The following is an 18,143-nucleotide window of genomic DNA, read 5'->3' as shown; positions in this document are numbered from 1 at the left end:
CCCGCTCAGGCGGGCGGGGCAGTCTTCTGGAGCAGCTTGAGCAGGCTGCGGTGGATGGCTTCATTGCCGCATATGATCGACCCGGTATCGAACATGTTCTGCTTGCCGTCGCGGTCGGTCACGAAGCCGCCTGCCTCGCGCACCATCAGGATGCCGGCGGCTGTGTCCCATGGTTTGAGGTCGTCTTCCCAGAAACCGTCCAGTCGGCCAGCCGCGACATAGGCTATGTCGAGGGCTGCCGCGCCCAAGCGGCGGATGCCGGAGGTCTCGCCCATGACATTGCGCAGGTCGAGGAGCGCCCGGCCGTGATGGCCGCGGCCGAGATGAGGAATGCCGGTGCCGATCACCGTATCGCTCATTTGGCTGCGGGCGGCGACACGCATGCGCCGGTCGTTGAGGAAGGCGCCGCCGCCGCGCTCGGCCGTATATAGCTCGTCCATCGCGGGATTGTAGATGACCCCTGCCACGAGCTGTCCCTGGCGTTCGAGGGCGATGGAAACCGCAAATAGCGGGATGCCGTGCAGAAAATTGGTGGTGCCGTCGAGCGGGTCGACGAGCCAGCGGTGCTGCGGATCGTCCCCCGCTACCGTGCCGCTCTCCTCCATCAGGAAGGAATAGCCGGGGCGGGCCTTGGCGAGCTCGTCATGGACGATCTGCTCGGCCTTGCGGTCGGCCTGGCTGACATAGTCGCCGGGGCCTTTCAGCGAAACCTGCAGGTTCTGCACTTCTCCGAAGTCGCGGGCGAGCGAGCGCCCAGCCTTCATAGCGGCCTGAACCATGACATTGATGATCGCCGAACGGGCCATAGGGGTCGGTCCTTGTTCTCTGGAGTGGTCCGCGCGCTAAGATCTGTCGGTATTCAGTTCTGGACGGGCTGCAAACGGTACTTTTCTGCGCTTCCGGTGATCGAGTGCCTGCATGTATGATTCGCTCGGCGCGGCCCCGAAAAAGCACTTCTCTGCCTCTTCCAAACCCGAATCCCGACAGGCCCTAGTCGGCGCGGCGGATATAGGTGATCTCGTTGGTGTCGACGACGATGTTCTCGCCCGAGGAGATGAAGGGCGGCACCATGACGCGGATGCCGTTCTCCAGCGTTGCCGGTTTGTAGGAGGACGTCGCGGTCTGGCCCTTGATCACAGGGTCGGCCTCGGCAATGCGAAGCACGACCTGGTCGGGAAGCGAAATGCCGATGGGCTTTTCCTGGTAGAGCTCCACCGTCACCGTCATGCCGTCCTGCAGGAAGGCGGCGCGGTCGCCGACGAAATCCTTCTGGAGTTCAAGCTGCTCGTAGCTTTCGGCATCCATGAAGACGAGCGCGTCGCCCTGCTCGTAAAGATAGGTGAAGTCCTTCTGCTCCAGCCGCACCTTCTCGACCGTCTCGGCGGCACGGAAGCGCTCGTTGAGTTTGGTGCCGTCGATCAGGTTCTTCAGCTCGACCTGATTGTAGGCGCCGCCCTTGCCGGGCTTTACCGCGTTGGTCTTCACCGCCACCCACAGGCCGCCATTGTGCTCGATGACGTTGCCGGGACGGATTTCGTTGCCGTTGATCTTCATTCTGACTTTCCTGATAGCATGGGTGCTGCATGTGCCCCGTCGGCGCCTCCAAGACCATAAAATCCCAAGAGAGGCAAGACGAGCGGGCTCAGCGCATTCGGCTGGCGCGCTCAAGGGCCTCTTTGGTCTGATCCTGGGTGAGCCCGTCCATGAAGCTTTCCATCTCGCGGTCCACCAGCCCGGCGCGGCGGGCCAGGATGTACCATGCGGCGGCTTCGACGGGATCGGCCTCAACGCCGACGCCTGCCCGGTAGAGCTTGGCGAGGCGGTTGCGCGCGGCGACATTGCCGCCCTCGGCGGCGCGTTTCAGCCAAGCGAAGCCCTCCTCGGGATCGGCCTCGCCGCCACGGCCATCGACAAGCCAGGTGCCAAGGTCGAGTTGCGCGGTATCGTAGTTCTGCTTGGCGGCGCGCTCGAGCCAGCGACGCGCTTCCGCCTGATCCTGCTCGACGCCGCCGACGCCATTGGCCTTTATCTGGGCCATGGCGTATTGCGCGTCCGGCAAGCCGGCCGAGGCCGCCTCTTCATAGAATTCGACCGCCTCCTCTTCACCCTGCGGCCCGGCATCCTCGCGCATGAGAAGCTGGGCGTAGTTGAACTGAGCCAGGGGATGGCCGCTCTCGGCCGCAGCCGCCAGCAGGGTGCGGGCCTTGTCGGCATCCTGCTCGACAAAGCGGCCGTCGAGAAGCATCAGGCCATACTGGAGCTGAGCCTCCGGCACGCCCTGCTCGGCAGCCTTCGCGTACCATTTCGCAGCCTCGTCGGCGTCGCGCGGGACGCCGAGGCCGCGGGCGTGGATCTCGGCAATCAAGGTCTGGGCGGCCGGGTCGCCGGCCTCGGCCCGGGGGCGGGCGAGTTCGAGCGCAGTGAGATAATAGCCGCGTTGAAAGGCACCGAAGGCTTCATCCTTGACATCGCCGAACCGTTCCGGGGCGACCTGGGGAGCAGCATCGCCAGTATCAGGTGTCTGCACGCGGTCGGCTCTGTCCTGCGCCGAGGCGGGCACCGACTGGCACAGGCTGAGTGCGGCAAGCATCAGGAACAGACGAGTGCGCATCAGCCGGTCTGCTCCCATCGAGGCGCGTGCTGATCGAGCAGGCGGTTCGCCTCCGCAAGGCGCTCGGCCGGATCGGCGCCGGCCTCGAACACCGCGTTGCCGACCGCGACGAATTCGGCGCCCGTTTCGGCGACGGCGCGGATGGAGGCGACGGTGGAGCCGGCCAGCACGACGGCCGGTATCTCGATCATCTCCGACCACCAGGCGCCGAGCGAAAGATTGCGCGGGTGCGGCTCTTCCTTGTTGTCGTAGCCGAAGCGGCCGAAGAACATGTAATCGGGCTGGGTTTCGCCGAGTTCGAGCGCCTCGTCGCGCTTCTTGGCGCCGCCGGCGCCCACGGCCATGCGCTCCTGGTATCTGGAGACCAGTTCCGCCAGCTCATCCTTGGGGCCTTCGAAATGGATCCCGTCGGCGTGTATGCGCGTGGCGACCCGCGGCGAGCCGGCGACGATGGCGGCCACGCCATGCTCCTGCGCGAGGCGGCAAAGCCGCTCGGCCACGCTTTCGAATATGGCTTCGTCGATGCCATAGTCGGGGATCAGAAGGGATGCGACATCGCCTGCCGACAGGGCGGCGTCGAGGCGCGCGGGATCGGCGTCCGGCGGGGCGATCAGCACGATGCGGCAGCGTTGGGGCGTCGGTGTTTCGGTCATGTTATTCCTGCGGCCGTTATTTACGGGCGATCTTGGCTCTATTGGGGCATAGTCCAATGTCGGGCGCGGAAACAAGCGAATTGCATTTTATGCGCGGGCGCCCTCGTCAAAAGGGCCCGAAGCGTTTATGCCGCTCTGTCTCTTGTTTCCGCCTTCATGCGGAGGTCAGGCGGTTCCCGTCTGACTGCAAATGCCACAGCCGGCCAGTTCAGCATGTCGCCCATTCTCACCGACCCCTTGTTCTACGCCGCCGCAATTCCCGCCGTCGTCCTCGTTGGAATGTCGAAGGGCGGCTTCGGCGGGGCCATGGCGCTGCTGGGCGTTCCGCTGCTTGCCTTTATCGTGTCGCCGGTTCAGGCGGCGGCGATCCTATTGCCGATCCTCATCGTGATGGACATGGTGTCGCTGTGGGCCTGGCGCGGTGTCTTCGACCGCCGCACGCTCGCCATCATGCTGCCCGGAGCGATGCTCGGCATCGCCGTCGGCTGGTGGACGGCGGCCGTGGTGACGGAGGGGCATGTGCGGCTGATCGTCGGTATCATCGCGCTCCTGTTCTTTCTGCGTTGGGCCACGGACAAGCTGGGCGGGCTGGAGCGCATCGGCAGCCACAACCGGGTGGTGGGTGCGTTCTGGGGCGCGGTCGCCGGCTTCACCAGCTTCGTGGCTCATGCCGGAGGCCCGCCCTATCAGGTCTATACGCTGCAGTTGAAGCAGGATCCGAAGCTGTTCACCGGGACGAGCGTGATCTTCTTCGCCGTGGTCAATGCGGTGAAGCTCATTCCCTATTTCGCACTCGGCCAGTTCGACGCGACCAATCTGACTGCCTCGTTCATCCTGATGCCGCTGGCGCCGCTGGCCACGCTGGCCGGCGTATGGATCATCAAGCGCATGCGTCCGCAAACTTTCTACCCGTTCATGTATGCAATGGTGCTGATCGTCGCGGTGAAGCTGATCCATGACGGCGTGGTCAGCATTTGGTTCTAGTGACGGCTTCCGGCGCTTGTGCTTAAAAGGCGAAAAGATCTTGGGAGGGTAAGCGTGGCGCACAATCCTTACGAACAGGACCTCGATCGGAACCCGGCCAATTATCAACCCCTGACGCCGCTCGTGCTGCTGGAGCGGGCGGCTGCGACTTTTCCGGACCGGACGGCCGTCATCCACGGCCGGCAGCGGCGCAGCTATCGCCAATTCTGGGAACGGAGCTTGAAGCTTGCCTCGGCGCTTTCCAAGCGCGGCATCGGCAAGGGCGATACGGTGACGGTGATGCTGTCCAACACGCCGCCCATGCTGGAGGCCCATCACGGCGTGCCGATGACCAAGGCCGTGCTCCATTCGCTCAATACGCGGCTCGACGCCGCCATCATCGCTTTCCAACTCGACCACGCCCAAAGCAAGGTGGTGATCGTCGACAGGGAGTTTTCCGGCGTCATGAGTGAGGCGCTGGGGATCGCCAGTGTGAAGCCGCTGGTGATTGATTACGACGATCCCGAATATGCAGAGGATGCTCCCTATCCCAAGGGCGAAGCCATCGGCAGCCTGGAATATGAGGAGCTGGTCGCAGAGGGGGACGAGAATTTCGCCTGGCAGATGCCGGACGACGAATGGGACGCGATCTCGCTGAACTATACCTCGGGCACCACCGGCAACCCGAAGGGCGTCGTCTATCATCATCGCGGCGCGACGCTGATGTGCTATTCCAACACCGTCCATGCGGGCATGGGACGGGCGCCGGTCTATCTGTGGACGCTGCCGATGTTCCACTGCAACGGGTGGTGCTTTCCCTGGACCGTCTCGGTGCAGGCGGGCACGCATGTGTGCCTGCGCTGGGTGCGGGCCAAGGCCATGTATGAGGCGATAGCCGAGCACGGCGTCACGCATCTCTGCGGGGCGCCCGTGGTCATGTCGGCGCTGCTCAATGCCGCCGACCACGAAAAGCGGGAGTTCGGCCAGACGGTGATCTTCAATACGGCGGCGGCGCCGCCGCCCGAATCCGTGCTTTCGGCGATGGCCGATGCCGGCTTCGAGGTCACCCATCTCTACGGCCTGACGGAGACTTATGGTCCTTCGGTCGTGAACGAGTGGAAGGATGAGTGGGAGAGCCTCGACCGGTCGGAGAAGGCCCGGCGCAAAGCGCGCCAGGGCGTGCGCTATGCGGCGCTGGAGGGTCTGACGGTCATGGATCCGGCGACGATGCGGGAGACCCCAGCGGACGGGGAGACGCTGGGCGAAGTCATGTTCCGCGGCAATATCGTCATGAAGGGCTATCTCAGGAATCCCAAGGCGACGGAGGAGGCCTTTGCCGGCGGCTGGTTCCATTCCGGCGATCTGGGCGTCATGCACCCGGACGGCTACATCCAGCTCAAAGACCGCTCGAAGGATATCATCATTTCAGGCGGCGAGAATATCTCCTCTATCGAAGTGGAGGACGCGCTCTACAAGCACCCCGCCGTCGCGGCTTGCGGCGTGGTGGCCAAGGCGGACGACAAATGGGGAGAAACGCCCGTCGCCTTCATCGAGCTCAGGCCGGGCCGGCAGGCGACGGCGGAGGAGATCATCGCCCATTGCAAGGCACTGCTCGCCTCGTTCAAGTGCCCGAGGCACGTGGTCTTCGCCGAGATCCCCAAGACGTCGACGGGCAAGATCCAGAAATTCCGGCTGCGCGAGATGGTCAGGGAGATGTAGGCGGAGGCGGCCACCGGGAATTTCGCTTTTTAGACGAATACCGGTGCGGTCGTTAACCCGTTGTTAAGCTTTACGGGTGTTTACTGTGTTTATCCAGTTATCTGGATGCTTACCGAGTGGCTGAGCCATTCTGTTTGACGCCTCCCTGTTAAACTCCTGAGAGCCGCCATCGCGGCTCTTTTTTTGCGTTGAAGATTGCCTCCAATCAGCCGTTAACCTTTTGTTAAGAGGGGTCTTGCCTTCGATCTTCAAGGAGAGCATTTTCTCGCCACCGGCGGGTGCAACAATGAGACGTTGGCGCTGGAACAGAGCGCAAGGAACTGGTGGGGCGGATTACGCATGGTCAATGGGAGCAGGGGCGGCGCCAATATGGTGAAGCTCGCCGAGCGCCGGGTTTTTTCGCAGTCGTTCAAGCCCCTATACGATGAGGGGATGGGGCTGGTCGAGGAGGCTGCCGAGTATCTCGACGGCGAGGGTCGCGCCGCGGCCAGATCCCTGTCGCGCCTGGCCGCCGGGCTCTACGCAGCCGAATCGATGAGGCTGACCACGCGCCTTATGCAGCTTGCCTCCTGGCTGTTGCTGCAGCGCGCGGCCAACTCCGGCGAAATGACGCGCGACCAGGTTGCCGCCGAGAAAACCAAAGTGAGGCTCGACACGGTGTCCAGCAGCGAAGACACCCCGGGCTGGAGCGAGCTGCCCGAGCCGTTCCGGAGCCTGGTGCGCCGTTCGCTCCGGCTGGAGGCGCTCGTGCGCCGCATGGACGAGCAGGTCTACGGCACCCCTCCGTTCGACAGAGATGAGCTGGCTCTCACGGCCAATCCCGTCTCCGATCAGATCACGCTTCTGCGAACCGCGTTCGGCGGGAACTGAGGCGGCGTTCAGCCGAAGGTGTTGGCGATCCTGTCGACCAGCGGCAGCGTGGTGAGCGCTGCGATCACGATCAGCAGAAACGTGAAGCGCCGATAGGCGGCGTCGCTGGCCAGGCCGTAGAGCTTCGATCCCAGCAGAAGGCCGGCAAGATAGATCGGTGCCGTGACTAGGCCCATGACCACGCGCTCGCGCTCGAAAAGTCCCGCCGCCCACAGATTGCCGATCGACATGAACTCGCCGAGCAGGAACAGCGCCAGAAGATTGGCGCGCACGATGGCGACCGGCAAGGTGGACGCCATCCAGTAGATAATGGCCGGCGGTCCGGGTATGGAGGCGACCCCCGACAGGACGCCCGCCGTTGCGCCGACCCCGAAGGACACAGGGATGCCGCGCGGCCCGCGATAGCGCCAGCCGCGCCACAACGCGCCGGCGCAGGCGAGAATGACGGCGGAGATGAGCCAGCGCAGCATCGTCGGATCGCCGTTCTTGAGGATGAATACCCCCACCGGCACGAACAGCGCCAGCCCTGCGGTTACGGGCAGGACCTCCTTCCAGCGCACGATCTTCAACACGGGGATGGCGACCGGGAGCGTGGGCAGCGAATCGATAATGACCACGACGACCACGGCCGTCACCGGATCGTAGAGCGCTGCGGCCACCGGGACGACGATCATGCCCGTGCCGAAGCCCGACAGGCCGCGCGCCACGCCGGCAATCGCGATGACCGCGGAAAGGAGCAGCAGGCTTGGGTCGAAATAGTCCATGCGGGTGATGCACCGTCGTGGGTCTTTCCGGCCGCTCGCGCCGGAGGCTCGCGTTAAACCTCGGGCCGATGCGGTAGCGATGGCAATAAGCCTGCGCGCGGCTATGGTAGTGCCATGAACAACGCGATTCGCATCATCGGCATTGATCCGGGCCTTCGGCGCACCGGCTGGGCCATCATCGAAACCCTCGGCAATTCGCTTCGCTTCGTGGCCGCCGGCACGGTGCGTTCGGACGGCGATGCGGCGCTCGCAACACGCCTATGCCAGATCCATGACGGGCTGGAGGGTATCCTGCACGAATATGTGCCGGTGGAGGCGGCGGTCGAGGCTACCTTCGTTAACAAGGATGCGGCCGCGACGCTGAAGCTCGGCCAGGCGCGGGGTATAGCCATGCTCGTCCCTGCGCGGGCCGGCCTGCTGGTGGCGGAATATGCGCCGAACGCGGTCAAGAAATCGGTCATAGGGGTGGGGCATGGCGACAAGAAGCAGATCCATATGATGGTCAAGGTGCTGTTGCCGAGGGCGCGGTTCGATACGGACGACGCGGCGGACGCCATCGCCATCGCCATATGCCATGCGCATCACCGGCAGTCCGCCGTCTCGCGCCTGGCGCTGGAAGCGGCCAAATGATCGGCAAGCTGAAGGGGACCGTCGACGAGATCGGCGATGATTATTGCGTCGTCGATGTGGGCGGGGTGGGCTATGTCGCCTATTGCCCGGCGCGCACGCTTTCGGCGCTGGAAGGCGAGGGCACGGCTGTCGTCCTGTATATCGAGACCTATGTGCGCGAGGACATGATCCGCCTCTATGGTTTCCGCACCCCGCTCGAGCGCGAGTGGTTCCGGCTGCTTCAGAACAATGTGCCGGGCGTGGGCGCCAAGGTGGCGCTGGCCGTGCTTTCCACGCTGTCCACGGCGGAACTTGCCAATGCCATCGCGCTAAAGGATGTCGCGATGGTGGCGCGCGCGCCGGGCGTGGGCAAGAAGGTTGCCGAACGGATCGTGACGGAACTCAAGAACAAGGCGCCGGCCTATGCGGGCGAGGCGTCGGGCACGATCGGGCTGAAACAGGAACTCGGCGAGGGCTCCGCGCCCGCGCCGGTTGCCGACGCGGTTTCGGCGCTGGCCAATCTGGGCTATTCGCGCGACATCGCGGCCAACGCGGTGGCGGCCGCCTTGCGGAACGCCGGTGACGGGGCGGATGCAGGGACGCTGATCCGGCTGGGGTTGAAGGAACTGGCGCCGTGATGCGCGAAGGCCAGCTGCTTGCCGTTCGGGCAAATTTCCCCTATTTTCTACAAAGTAGGAAATTTCATCAGGAGTAAGGCGATGGGCGATTTCGTCACCCTGACATCGAAAGGCCAGATTACGTTGCCCAAGGATGTCAGAGAAAGACTGGCGCTCAAGCCAGGCGATACGATTGCGTGGACCATCGTCGACGATCACCTTGTGGGCACGGCCCGCAATCTGGAGTTTGCGGATCTTGCAGGAATCCTAGGTGATCCGCCCGGCGGGCCGGCGAGTCTCGAAGAAATCGATGCCGCCGTGGGCGAGGCCGTTGGCCGCCATGTTGCTGGCGAGGATGGAGACGATAGCCGCGAGGACGCTGCGTGAAGCGGGTTGGTATCGACACGAACGTGTTGCTTCGCATGGTCTTGAATGACGACGAGCGGCAACGCGCCGCGGCGCTTGCATTGGGCACGAGCCTTACTGTCGAACGCCCGGGCTTTGTCAGCCTGATCGTTCTCCTGGAATTCTACTGGTCGCTGGCTTCGCGATACCGGCAACCCAAGGAGCAGATATTGGCGACGGTTCGCAAGTTGTTGAGGACAAGGACGCTGCTCTTCGAAAGCTTCGACGCCGTGGTGGCTGCACTGGAGAGGGCGAACGACCGGCAGGTTGATTTTCCCGATGCGCTTATCGCGGAACACTATCGCGCCAGCGGCTGCTCCCACACCGTCACCTTTGACAAGGCAGCCGCTCGCATCCCTGGCATGGAGCTTCTTTCATGAGCGAGGCCGATCGCCTCATCTCGGCCGACAAGCGCGGCGAGGACGTGGAAGCGACCATGCGGCCGCAGTCGCTGGACGATTTTGTCGGGCAGAGGGCGGTGCGCGCCAATCTGAAGGTTTTCGTGGAGGCCGCGCGCGGGCGCGGCGAGGCGCTCGACCATGTGCTTTTCGTAGGACCGCCGGGGCTCGGCAAGACGACGCTGGCGCAGATCATGGCGCGGGAGCTCGGCGTAAACTTCCGCTCCACCTCAGGGCCGGTCATCGCCAAGGCGGGCGACTTGGCGGCGCTGCTCACCAATCTCGAGGATCGCGACGTCCTTTTCATCGACGAGATACACCGGCTCAACCCGGCCGTGGAGGAAATCCTTTATCCGGCGATGGAGGACTACCAGCTCGACCTCATCATCGGAGAGGGGCCGGCGGCGCGCTCGGTCAAGATCGACCTTGCCAAATTCACGCTGGTGGCGGCGACCACGCGGCTGGGGCTGCTGACGACGCCGCTCAGGGACCGGTTCGGCATTCCCGTCAGGCTGGAATTCTACACGGTCGAGGAACTGCAGCAGATCGTCACCCGCGGTGCGCGCATCCTGGGTTTGCCACTGTCGCCGGACGGCGCCGAGGAGATTGCCCGCCGGGCGCGGGGCACGCCGCGCATCGCCGGCCGGCTTTTGCGCAGGGTGCGTGATTTCGCTTCCGTGGCCGGCGCGGACGAGGTGACGCGCAAGGTGGCGGACGAGGCACTTTTGCGGCTGGAGGTCGATGCATTGGGGCTGGACCAGCTCGATCGGCGCTATCTGTCGACGATCCTCGAGAACTTTGGCGGTGGGCCGGTCGGCATAGAGACCATCGCCGCTTCGCTGTCGGAGCCGCGCGACGCCATCGAGGACATCATCGAGCCCTATCTTATCCAGCAGGGCTTCATCCAGCGCACGCCGCGCGGACGGGTGCTGGCCGCAAGAGCTTGGAAGCATATGGGCCTACAGCCGCCGAAGGAGCTGGCGCAGGCGCAGATCAGCCTGTTTCAGGGCGAGGAATAGGCGGTTTGGCTTCGGAGCGCGACGATATAGATCTTGAGGCCGGCCTGTCGGGCGTGCTGACCGGCGAGGGGCATCGACTGAAGGCCAGGGTCTACTTCGCCGACACGGATTTCACCGGCGTCGTCTATCATGCCCGTTATCTCGAGTTTCTGGAGCGCGGCCGCTCGGACTTCCTGCGCTTGGCGGGGGTGCATCATACGGAGCTTGCAGACGGCAAGCATGGGGAAATCCTCGCTTGGGTCGTGCGCCGCATGGAAATCGACTTTCGACAACCGGCCCGCATAGACGACATCATAACCGTGGAGACGCGCGTCGAGCGCGTTTCCGGGGCACGCATCTTCATGGCTCAAAGGCTGTTGCGTGACGGGTCGGTGCTGGTGGAGGCGCGCGTCGAGGCGGCGATCATCGGGTCTTCCGGTAAGCCGCGGCGATTTCCGAAGGAATGGCTGACCGCTTTCATGGTGGAAGGCGAATAGGCCGCGGGCCAATGCCGGCGGCGGTTGACCTTTGGCTTCTCTTCCCGCGCGACAAATAATACCTGCTGCAACGCAGCATCGTAACGCATAATTAACCATGCAAGTCCATCACAATGGCGATGGAACCTGCGGCTGCCTGCGCCTTCCTTTGACCAAAATTTACCGGATAAAGGCGCATATGAAGGCCCGCGGGGGCAAGGCGCAGTTCTGATGAACAGTGTGACATACGCGGGCGGGGACTCGGAAATGCTGCCCTTATACTACAAGGACGTTGATACATGGAAAGCGTAGCGCTCGCCGCGCCCGGTAGCGAATTGTCGATCTGGGCGTTGTTCTGGCAGGCAGGATGGGTGGTCAAGCTGGTGATGATCGGGCTTTTGGCTGCATCCATCTGGACCTGGGCCATCATCGTCGACAAGCTGATCGCCTATGCGCGCATGCGGGTGGCGCTCAACAAGTTCGAGCAGGTCTTCTGGTCGGGACAGTCGCTCGAGGAGCTTTACCGCTCGCTCTCGGAGCGCAAGACGAGCGGCATGGGCTCGATCTTCGTCGCCGCCATGCGCGAGTGGAAGAAGAGCTTCGAGAAGGGCGCCCGCTCGCCGCTCGGGCTGCAGACGCGCATCGACAAGGCCATGGATCTCGCCATGGCCCGCGAGATGGAGCGGCTTGAAGGCAAGCTGGGCTTCCTGGCCTCGATCGGCTCGTCGGCGCCCTTTATCGGCCTGTTCGGTACGGTGGTGGGCATCATGACGTCGTTCCAGGCCATCGCCGGGTCGAAATCAACCAATCTGGCCGTTGTGGCGCCGGGCATCGCCGAGGCGCTGCTGGCGACGGCGATGGGCCTTCTGGCCGCCATTCCCGCCGTTATCGCTTACAACAAGCTGTCATCGGATGCGGGCAAGCTGGCCGCGCGCATGGAGGGCTTTGCGGACGAGTTCTCCGCCATACTCTCGCGGCAAATCGATGAAAAAGTCGCGCCCAGAAATTAGGAACGCACAGCATGGGTATGTCTGTCGGCTCGCAAAGGGGCGGTAACGGGGGCAGGCGGCGCGGCCGCCGCCATGCGCTCATGTCGGAGATCAACGTCACGCCCTTCGTGGACGTGATGCTGGTGTTGCTCATCATCTTCATGGTCGCCGCGCCGCTTCTGACCGTGGGTGTGCCCATCGACCTGCCGGAAACCCAGGCAAGGGCGCTGAATTCGGAAACCCAACCGATAACGGTGTCCGTCAATGGCGACGGCCAGATCTATCTCCAGGAAACCGAAATCCCCATCGACGAGGTGGTGGCCAAGCTGCAGGCGATCGCGCAGGCAGGCTATGAAGAGCGCATCTATGTGCGGGGCGACAAGGCAGCCGACTACGGCACGGTGATGCGGGTCATGGCGCGCATTTCGGCGGCCGGGTTCCGCAATCTCGGTCTCGTGACGCTGCAGGAACAGGACAGCTGATCCGATGAAGGCCGGTCTCGCCACATCGGTCACCTTGCATGCGCTGTTGCTCGGCGTCGGGCTGGTATCGCTGTCGGCGCCCCGCGCTTATGAGGTGGCCGATGTCGAAGCGTTGCCGGTGGATATAGTCCCGGTCGACACGCTGACCCAGATCCAGGCCGGCGAGAAACAGGCGCCGCCCGCGCCACGGCCGACGCCAAAGCCGACCGAGCGGCCCGATCCGGTGGAGAACGCGCAGAAGGTCGGTGAGGCGGATATTGACCTCGATACGCCGCCGACGCCGGAAGCCAAGCCTAAACCGGTGGAAAAGAGCGCCGAGCCGGCGCCCGCGCCCAAGCCGCAGCCCAAGCCGGTTGAAAAGCCGGCCGAGGAGATCAAGCAGGCGGAGGCAAAGCCGGAACCCGCGCCGCAGCCGGAGCGCGAACCGGAGGCGCAGCCGAGGCAGGAAGTCACTCCCGAGCCGACGCCGGAGCCGCTGGTGGCCGAGAACCCGGTCGAGGAGAATGTGACGCTGCCGCAATCGGCGCCGGTTCCGCAGTCGCGCCCGAACCCGCCGCAGCCGAAGATCGCCAAGGCGCCAGACCGCCAGGAAGCCGAGCAAGCCGCGCCGAAGCAGGCGCAGCGGAGCGAACAGAAGGAAGAAGAACTGTTCGACGAGGTCGCGGCGCTTCTCAACAAGGAAAAGTCCTCCGGCGGCGGCGCCAAGCGCTCACGCGAGGAGGCTTCGCTCGGCGGTGAGCGGACGACGACGGGCGAAACGCTTACCCAGAGCGAAATGGACGCGTTGCGCGGGCAGATCCAGCGCTGCTGGAACGTTCCGGCCGGCGCTCTGGACGCGGAGAACCTCCGCGTGTCGGTCAAGTTCAAGCTGGATCCCAGCGGCAGTATCGAAGGGCGGCCCGAAATCATTGCGGGCGGCAATGGCTCCAGCGTCGAGCGTGCGGCAGCCGAATCCGCACGGCGCGCCATTCTGCAATGCGCTCCCTATAACCTTCCTTCAGACAAATACAGCGCCTGGGCCGACGTGATCGTCAATTTCGACCCGACGGACATGTTCTGACCCATGACGCTGATCCGAGCGAATTCGAGAGGCAAGAACTGATGCAGAAATATCTCAACGCGACCCTGGCCTTGATGTTCCTGGCCACGATCGCGGGCATGGCCGTCACGCCGGCCCGCGCCTTGGTGGAGATCGATGTCAACAAGGGCGTCGTCGAGCCGCTGCCCATCGCGATCACCGACTTTCTCTCCGGTGACAATATGGGAGCGGAGATTTCCGGCGTGATCGCGGCCGACCTGCGCCGTTCGGGCCTGTTCGCGCCCATCGACAAGGCCGCCTTCATAGAAAAAATCTCCAATCCGGACGTGGCGCCGCGCTTCGAGGACTGGAAGGTGATCAATGCGCAGGCAATCGTCACCGGCCGTGTCACCGAGGAGCCCGACGGCCGGCTGCGCGCGGAGTTCCGCCTGTGGGACACTTTCGCCGGCGAACAGCTTGTCGGCGAGCAGTTCTTCGCGAACAAGCAGAACTGGCGGCGCGTCGCCCATATCATCGCCGATGCGATCTACAAGCAGATCACCGGCGAAATGGGCTATTTCGACAGCCGCATCGTGTTCGTGGACGAGTCCGGCACCAAGCAGAACCGGATCAAGAAGCTGGCCATCATGGATCAGGATGGCGCCAATCTCGAATATCTGTCGCGGGCGAATTCGCCCAACACGCTGGTCATGACGCCGCGCTTTTCGCCATCCCCGCAGTCGCGCGAGATCACCTACATGTCCTATGAGAGCGGCCAGCCTCAGGTCTATCTGCTGCAGCTTGAAACCGGTCAGCGCGAGCTGGTCGGCGACTTCCCCGGCATGACCTTCGCCCCGCGCTTTACGCCCAACGGCGACAAGGTGATCATGAGCCTCCTGCGCCAGGACGGGAACTCCAATATCTTCACGATGGACCTGCGCACGCGCAGTACGGCGCGGCTGACGGAGACGAATGCCATCGACACCTCGCCCTCCTATTCACCCGACGGCAGCCAGATCGTCTTTACCTCTGACCGTGGTGGCCGCGCGCAGATCTATGTCATGAACGCCGACGGCTCCAACCAGCACCGCATCTCGTTCGGCGACGGCAGCTATTCGACACCGGTGTGGTCGCCGCGGGGCGATCTCATCGCCTTTACCAAGCAGAGCGGCGGCGAGTTCCAGATCGGCGTGATGCGGACCGACGGCAGCGGCGAGCGCATCCTGACTTCCGGCTACCACCGCGAGGGACCGACATGGTCGCCCAACGGCCGGGTGATCATGTATTTCCGCGAAGATGCCGGGTCCGGCGGTCCCAAGCTCTACACGATCGATCTCACGGGCCGGAACGAGCAGCAGGTGCCAACGCCGAATTTTGCTTCCGATCCCGCCTGGTCGCCACTTTTGCAATGAAAGTGCCGCCTTTCAGCCGCATTTGATGCTAGTCTCGCCGAGATTCGAGGGGGATCGCGACGATGGCGGCCGAGGGATGCCGGAACGGCGGAAACCGACTGTTAACCCTGTTTCTTGAGCTGGCCTTAACTTCGTGTTGGTTACTGACCGCTGAAGAAATTCATTCACATTGAAGGAGAGGCGGCTATGCGCCGTATCGCAGCCCTGACGAGAAACCCGGTCGCAATCGCGCTTCTGGCCGCCTTGGCCGTAGCAGGCTGCCGGTCGCAGCAGCAAGTTCCAAACAATGCGGCCGATCTGGGCCTTGGCGCCGGAGCCAGCGCGGCGACACCGGGATCCAAGCAGGAATTCACGGTCAGCATCGGCGACCGCATTTTCTTCGACACCGACTCGTCCGTCATCCGCGCCGATGCGCAGGCGACGCTGACCCGTCAGGCGCAGTGGCTCAACAAGTATCCAAGTTACTCCATCACTATCGAAGGACATGCAGACGAGCGCGGCACCCGCGAATACAACCTCGCGCTGGGCGCGCGGCGCGCGGCAGCGGCTCGTGACTACCTGACCACACGGGGCGTAGCGGCCAATCGCATCAACACCATCTCCTATGGCAAGGAACGGCCGGTCGCCACCTGTGACGACATCTCCTGCTGGTCGCAGAACCGCCGCGCGGTCACGCTGCTCAACGGCGCGGGAAGCTGACGCAGCCAAATCAGGGACACTCTTGTGCAGGCGGCTTTCGAGCCGCCTGTTTTCGTAGAGAGCAAGGTCAATCAAAATTTGGCCGAAGTCGCACGGCCTGATATGGAACGCACGGGGTGCGTCCGCACTTCCGCGGGCATCATATGTCAAAAGCGAGACTGGAATGTTTCTTAGAACATTTTTGAGCGGCCTCGCCGTTCTCCCCTTCATTCTTGTTCTGCCGCCAGGGGCGGCGGAAGCCGCATCCATGTCGCGCGCGCCGGCCGTTGCCAGCGCCGGTGAGCGGCTCGTCCTCGCCCAGGGCGATCCCCGGATCAATGCTCTGGAAGAGGAAGTGCGCCGTCTCAACGGTCGCGTCGAGGAACTCAATTTCCTTATCCTGCAGATGGAAGACAAGCTGCGGCGCATGCAGGAGGACAACGAGTTCCGTTTCCAGGAACTCGAAGGAGCAAGGTCGGAGGCTGGCGGCGCGCCTGCGGGCGAGAGCGCCCGGAACGGCGAGACGTCCGGCGATGCCGGGCAGGGGCGCACAGCCGAGACAGCCGAGCCGAACGGGTCGGTCGAGGAGCGCGGTGCTCCGCCGCAGACACTTGGCACCATCACTTTCGATGAGAACGGGAACATCGTTACCAGCGGCACGGAAGAGCCGATGGACCTGTTGCCGGAGAACGAGACGACGGCCGGTGGGGGCGGCGAGCAGACGGCGGCGCTGCCCAGCTCCGACGATCCCGACGAGCTTTACCGCAACGCCTACGAATTCGTTCTGGCCGGCGACTACGCCACCGCCGAAAGCGGCTTCCGCCGGTATATCGAGCGCTTCCCCGGTGGAGAACGCGCGGCGGATGCGAGTTTCTGGCTCGGCGAGGCCCTGCTCGGCCAGGGCCGTCATCGTGAAGCGGCGGAGGTCTTTCTCCAGGCCAACCGGGAGCACCCGTCCTCGGCCAAGGCGCCGGAGATGCTTCTGAAGCTGGGCATCTCCCTTGCCGCCCTCGACCAGCAGGACGTCGCCTGCGCAACGTTTGCCGAGATCGGCCAGCGCTACCCACAGGTTTCCGATGCGCTGAGGCAGCGGGTTCAACAGGAACGGACCGTGGCCGGTTGCTGACAGCGGACATGGCGGAGCTGCGCTCCGTCTTCTCTCACATCGATTTTTCCGGGCGTAACCGCATCGTCGTCGCGGTTTCCGGCGGCGGCGATTCCCTCGCCCTCCTTTTCCTTCTCAAGCAATTTCTCGACGACCGCGGCGGGCTTCCCCGCCCGACAGCCGTGACAGTGGACCATGGCTTGCGGCCGGAGGCCGCCGCCGAAGCGCAGGCCGTCGCTGGCCTCTGCCGGCGCCTGGGGGTGCTGCACCGGACCATGCGCTGGCAGGGCACGAAGCCGTCTACGGGACTGGCCGCGGCGGCGCGCGAGGCGCGGCAGGCGCTGCTCGCGGAGGCTGCTTCGGACCTCGGCACCGATATCGTGCTCACCGGCCATACGGCCGACGACCAGGCGGAAACACTGGCCATGCGCCTTGCCCGCGGCGGCGGCTTGGGTGAAGCGGGCATTGCGCCGGCCACGCTCCGCGAAAACGTCACATGGTTTGTGCGGCCGCTGCTACGCGTACGGCGGCAGGTGCTACGCGACTTTCTTCGCGGGCTGGGGGTGAGCTGGTTCGACGACCCCAGCAATGTCGATCCCCTGTCCGAGCGGGTGCGGGTTCGCCAATCCCTGGCGGACCTTGAAATCATCCGGTTGACGGAAAAGGCCTCGGCCGCCGCACGCGAGCGGGAAATGCTGGGCGAACGGGCGGCAAGGCTGATGAGCGAGCACGGCAGGCTGCCGGCGCCCGGCCTGATAGAGATCGATGCGCAAGCGCTCCATGCGGCAGACGCGGATGTGGCCGGTTACACGCTGCGGATCCTGCTTGCCGTCGCCGGAGGAACGGCGCATCTGCCGCCTGCCGATCGTACCGCTTCGTTGCTCGCTTCGCTGCGGGAGGAGGGAACGCGCTCAAGCTTGTCACGCGCCGTTGCGGCACGGGTGGGAGGAAGTCTTTATTTTCACCGCGAGAGGCGCGGGCTGCCGAACCTGGCGCTTGGTTCGCCAGACCGGCCCGCCAGCCAGTGCAGATTGTGGGACGGCCGGTATCGCATCTGCTGGCGGGAGCCCGTGGAAGGGCTTTGCATTGGACCGGATGGCGGCGCGGGACCCGGTCTGGGGGCCGAGGAAGCACGCCGCGCACCTCGCTGGCTGGCGCTGGCGGCGCGCGCGGCGCAGCCGGCGGTCTGGCGCGGAGACCGATATCTTGGTCCGGCCGGCGAATGGGGTATCGAACTGGAGCCCGTGGCCGGGCCATGGGCGCATCTGGTTCCCTGCTTCGACCTTGCACCGGCTCGCGCGGTGCTCCATCTGCTGGAGGGAGCGAATATACCGTGCCCGCCATGGGCTGGTCACAAAGCCGCGTAAGGGTTTGCG

21 protein-coding genes are annotated in these 18,143 nt (G+C 64.4%); 16 read left to right on the top strand and 5 right to left on the bottom strand.

Translation table 11 applies throughout. The features are described 5' to 3' along the window. Positions 1-5 precede the first annotated feature (5 nt). The 4 genes from NTH_RS08520 to NTH_RS08505 all read right to left on the bottom strand — a co-directional run bounded on the left by NTH_RS08520 (position 6) and on the right by NTH_RS08505 (position 3,264). Complete coding sequence (locus NTH_RS08520; RefSeq protein ID WP_338529619.1) at positions 6-806, bottom strand: inositol monophosphatase family protein; 801 nt, start codon at positions 804-806, stop codon at positions 6-8. 184 nt (positions 807-990) lie between these two features. Continuing rightward, positions 991-1,554, bottom strand: a complete 564-nt coding sequence (efp, locus tag NTH_RS08515) for an elongation factor P (RefSeq protein WP_338529618.1) — start codon at positions 1,552-1,554, stop codon at positions 991-993. Between the two features lie 88 nt (positions 1,555-1,642). Beyond that, entirely contained in the window at positions 1,643-2,611 is a 969-nt protein-coding gene (locus tag NTH_RS08510; protein ID WP_338529617.1) for a tetratricopeptide repeat protein, read from the bottom strand. After that, entirely contained in the window at positions 2,611-3,264 is a 654-nt protein-coding gene (locus NTH_RS08505; RefSeq protein ID WP_338529616.1) for a thiamine phosphate synthase, read from the bottom strand. Before NTH_RS08505 ends, NTH_RS08510 begins: the two co-directional genes overlap by 1 nt. 213 nt (positions 3,265-3,477) lie before the next feature. Here NTH_RS08505 and NTH_RS08500 point away from each other — a divergent pair, with 213 nt between their 5' ends. The 3 genes from NTH_RS08500 to NTH_RS08490 all read left to right on the top strand — a co-directional run bounded on the left by NTH_RS08500 (position 3,478) and on the right by NTH_RS08490 (position 6,816). Then, positions 3,478-4,248 (top strand): sulfite exporter TauE/SafE family protein, encoded by a 771-nt coding sequence (locus NTH_RS08500; protein ID WP_338529615.1) that lies wholly within the window; start codon positions 3,478-3,480, stop codon positions 4,246-4,248. A 54-nt stretch (positions 4,249-4,302) separates the two neighbouring features. Next, positions 4,303-5,946 (top strand): acyl-CoA synthetase, encoded by a 1,644-nt coding sequence (locus NTH_RS08495; RefSeq protein ID WP_338529614.1) that lies wholly within the window; start codon positions 4,303-4,305, stop codon positions 5,944-5,946. Positions 5,947-6,285: 339 nt separating this feature from the next. Then, complete coding sequence (locus tag NTH_RS08490) at positions 6,286-6,816, top strand: DUF1465 family protein (RefSeq protein ID WP_338529613.1); 531 nt, start codon at positions 6,286-6,288, stop codon at positions 6,814-6,816. A gap of 8 nt (positions 6,817-6,824) precedes the next feature. On the opposite strand, the gene NTH_RS08485 is transcribed toward NTH_RS08490, so the two are convergent. After that, complete coding sequence (locus NTH_RS08485; protein ID WP_338529612.1) at positions 6,825-7,580, bottom strand: sulfite exporter TauE/SafE family protein; 756 nt, start codon at positions 7,578-7,580, stop codon at positions 6,825-6,827. A gap of 114 nt (positions 7,581-7,694) precedes the next feature. Here NTH_RS08485 and ruvC point away from each other — a divergent pair, with 114 nt between their 5' ends. The 13 genes from ruvC (at position 7,695) to tilS (ending at position 18,134) form a co-directional block, all read left to right on the top strand. Further along, complete coding sequence (gene ruvC, locus NTH_RS08480) at positions 7,695-8,210, top strand: crossover junction endodeoxyribonuclease RuvC (RefSeq protein ID WP_338529611.1); 516 nt, start codon at positions 7,695-7,697, stop codon at positions 8,208-8,210. After that, positions 8,207-8,827, top strand: a complete 621-nt coding sequence (ruvA, locus tag NTH_RS08475) for a Holliday junction branch migration protein RuvA (RefSeq protein WP_338529610.1) — start codon at positions 8,207-8,209, stop codon at positions 8,825-8,827. The genes ruvC and ruvA overlap by 4 nt, the downstream gene beginning before the upstream one ends. A gap of 81 nt (positions 8,828-8,908) precedes the next feature. Next, positions 8,909-9,193 (top strand): AbrB/MazE/SpoVT family DNA-binding domain-containing protein, encoded by a 285-nt coding sequence (locus NTH_RS08470; RefSeq protein ID WP_265517700.1) that lies wholly within the window; start codon positions 8,909-8,911, stop codon positions 9,191-9,193. After that, positions 9,190-9,591, top strand: coding sequence for a PIN domain-containing protein (locus tag NTH_RS08465; protein ID WP_338529609.1), 402 nt, complete (start codon positions 9,190-9,192; stop codon positions 9,589-9,591). Before NTH_RS08470 ends, NTH_RS08465 begins: the two co-directional genes overlap by 4 nt. After that, positions 9,588-10,628, top strand: coding sequence for a Holliday junction branch migration DNA helicase RuvB (gene ruvB / locus NTH_RS08460; RefSeq protein ID WP_338529608.1), 1,041 nt, complete (start codon positions 9,588-9,590; stop codon positions 10,626-10,628). The genes NTH_RS08465 and ruvB overlap by 4 nt, the downstream gene beginning before the upstream one ends. A 5-nt stretch (positions 10,629-10,633) precedes the next feature. Next, on the top strand, positions 10,634-11,104 hold the full coding sequence (gene ybgC, locus NTH_RS08455; RefSeq protein ID WP_338529607.1) for a tol-pal system-associated acyl-CoA thioesterase: 471 nt from the start codon (positions 10,634-10,636) through the stop codon (positions 11,102-11,104). A gap of 278 nt (positions 11,105-11,382) precedes the next feature. Continuing rightward, positions 11,383-12,093 carry a protein TolQ gene (gene tolQ / locus NTH_RS08450; protein ID WP_338529606.1) on the top strand — a complete coding sequence of 237 codons (711 nt, stop codon included), beginning with the start codon at positions 11,383-11,385 and terminating at the stop codon, positions 12,091-12,093. Positions 12,094-12,104: 11 nt separating this feature from the next. Further along, positions 12,105-12,554 (top strand): protein TolR, encoded by a 450-nt coding sequence (tolR, locus tag NTH_RS08445; RefSeq protein ID WP_338529605.1) that lies wholly within the window; start codon positions 12,105-12,107, stop codon positions 12,552-12,554. Positions 12,555-12,558: 4 nt separating this feature from the next. Continuing rightward, positions 12,559-13,614 carry a hypothetical protein gene (locus NTH_RS08440; protein ID WP_338529604.1) on the top strand — a complete coding sequence of 352 codons (1,056 nt, stop codon included), beginning with the start codon at positions 12,559-12,561 and terminating at the stop codon, positions 13,612-13,614. Between the two features lie 41 nt (positions 13,615-13,655). Beyond that, entirely contained in the window at positions 13,656-14,984 is a 1,329-nt protein-coding gene (gene tolB, locus NTH_RS08435) for a Tol-Pal system beta propeller repeat protein TolB (protein ID WP_422392365.1), read from the top strand. A gap of 186 nt (positions 14,985-15,170) precedes the next feature. Then, a complete protein-coding gene (pal, locus tag NTH_RS08430; RefSeq protein ID WP_338529603.1) occupies positions 15,171-15,683 on the top strand; it encodes a peptidoglycan-associated lipoprotein Pal in 513 nt (170 codons plus the stop codon). 163 nt (positions 15,684-15,846) lie between these two features. Next, positions 15,847-16,788, top strand: coding sequence for a tol-pal system protein YbgF (gene ybgF, locus NTH_RS08425; protein WP_338529602.1), 942 nt, complete (start codon positions 15,847-15,849; stop codon positions 16,786-16,788). After that, on the top strand, positions 16,782-18,134 hold the full coding sequence (gene tilS / locus NTH_RS08420) for a tRNA lysidine(34) synthetase TilS (protein ID WP_338529601.1): 1,353 nt from the start codon (positions 16,782-16,784) through the stop codon (positions 18,132-18,134). The genes ybgF and tilS overlap by 7 nt, the downstream gene beginning before the upstream one ends. Positions 18,135-18,143 lie beyond the last annotated feature (9 nt).

Source organism: Nitratireductor thuwali, from assembly GCF_036621415.1.
In the GTDB taxonomy this organism is placed as follows: domain Bacteria; phylum Pseudomonadota; class Alphaproteobacteria; order Rhizobiales; family Rhizobiaceae; genus Chelativorans; species Chelativorans thuwali.
Note: the sequence above shows the minus strand (reverse complement) of the source record. Positions and strands in the feature narration are given on the sequence as shown.

Bases quoted from the DNA above. Each gene is read 5' to 3' on its own strand.
- ruvB (WP_338529608.1), top strand. From the start codon at position 9,588: ATGAGCGAGGCCGATCGCCTCATCTCGGCCGACAAGCGCGGCGAGGAC.
- ruvA (WP_338529610.1), top strand. From the start codon at position 8,207: ATGATCGGCAAGCTGAAGGGGACCGTCGACGAGATCGGCGATGATTAT.
- NTH_RS08470 (WP_265517700.1), top strand. From the start codon at position 8,909: ATGGGCGATTTCGTCACCCTGACATCGAAAGGCCAGATTACGTTGCCC.
- NTH_RS08490 (WP_338529613.1), top strand. From the start codon at position 6,286: ATGGTCAATGGGAGCAGGGGCGGCGCCAATATGGTGAAGCTCGCCGAG.
- ybgF (WP_338529602.1), top strand. From the start codon at position 15,847: ATGTTTCTTAGAACATTTTTGAGCGGCCTCGCCGTTCTCCCCTTCATT.
- NTH_RS08485 (WP_338529612.1), bottom strand. From the start codon at position 7,580: ATGGACTATTTCGACCCAAGCCTGCTGCTCCTTTCCGCGGTCATCGCG.
- tolB (WP_422392365.1), top strand. From the start codon at position 13,656: ATGCAGAAATATCTCAACGCGACCCTGGCCTTGATGTTCCTGGCCACG.
- NTH_RS08500 (WP_338529615.1), top strand. From the start codon at position 3,478: ATGTCGCCCATTCTCACCGACCCCTTGTTCTACGCCGCCGCAATTCCC.
- NTH_RS08505 (WP_338529616.1), bottom strand. From the start codon at position 3,264: ATGACCGAAACACCGACGCCCCAACGCTGCCGCATCGTGCTGATCGCC.
- NTH_RS08520 (WP_338529619.1), bottom strand. From the start codon at position 806: ATGGCCCGTTCGGCGATCATCAATGTCATGGTTCAGGCCGCTATGAAG.
- NTH_RS08440 (WP_338529604.1), top strand. From the start codon at position 12,559: ATGAAGGCCGGTCTCGCCACATCGGTCACCTTGCATGCGCTGTTGCTC.
- NTH_RS08510 (WP_338529617.1), bottom strand. From the start codon at position 2,611: ATGCGCACTCGTCTGTTCCTGATGCTTGCCGCACTCAGCCTGTGCCAG.
- efp (WP_338529618.1), bottom strand. From the start codon at position 1,554: ATGAAGATCAACGGCAACGAAATCCGTCCCGGCAACGTCATCGAGCAC.
- pal (WP_338529603.1), top strand. From the start codon at position 15,171: ATGCGCCGTATCGCAGCCCTGACGAGAAACCCGGTCGCAATCGCGCTT.
- tolQ (WP_338529606.1), top strand. From the start codon at position 11,383: ATGGAAAGCGTAGCGCTCGCCGCGCCCGGTAGCGAATTGTCGATCTGG.
- ruvC (WP_338529611.1), top strand. From the start codon at position 7,695: ATGAACAACGCGATTCGCATCATCGGCATTGATCCGGGCCTTCGGCGC.
- tolR (WP_338529605.1), top strand. From the start codon at position 12,105: ATGGGTATGTCTGTCGGCTCGCAAAGGGGCGGTAACGGGGGCAGGCGG.